Genomic DNA, 585 nt, shown 5'->3' on the forward strand with positions numbered 1-585 from the left:
TTCGTAATCGTCGTAGAAGGCGTTGTAGACGGTGTCCGTCGTCAACACCACCGACAATGGCAGGTAGCCCGCGGTCAGGCCTTTGGACAGGCACATGAAATCCGGAGTGATATCGGACTGCTCGCAGGCGAACAGGGTGCCGGTGCGGCCGAAGCCAACCGCGATCTCGTCGGCGATCAGGTGCACTCCATATTTGTCGCAGGCTTCGCGCAGTTTGGTGTGGTAAATCGGATGGTGCATGCGCATGCCGCCTGCGCACTGAATCAGGGGTTCGACCACCACGGCACAGATTTCGTCATGCTTTTCGGCCAGTAACGCGTCCATGGCCTCGAACTGCCGCAGCGCGTACTCCTCGTCGGTCTCGCCCGGCTCCTTGTTGAACGCATCCGGGGAGGGCGCGGTCATGACTTCCATCAGCAGCGGCTGATAGGTGTCCTTGTAGAGGGCAACATCGCCCAGTGCCAGTGCCCCCAGGGTTTCGCCATGGTAGCTGTTGCTCAGGTTGACGAAGTTTTTCTTGCCCGGTTTGCCCTGATTCTTCCAGTAGTGGAAGCTCATCTTGAGCGCGGCTTCAATCGCAGAAGA

1 protein-coding gene is annotated in these 585 nt (G+C 59.0%); it reads right to left on the reverse strand.

Annotated features, from left to right (window positions below):
* A partial coding sequence (locus B3M52_RS04685; RefSeq protein ID WP_286748985.1) for an aminotransferase class III-fold pyridoxal phosphate-dependent enzyme occupies window positions 1–585 on the reverse strand: 585 nt, incomplete at both ends.

The sequence above is a fragment of the Marinobacter sp. UBA2688 genome (genome assembly GCF_002352785.1).
Taxonomy (GTDB): Bacteria; Pseudomonadota; Gammaproteobacteria; order Pseudomonadales; family Oleiphilaceae; genus Marinobacter; species Marinobacter salarius.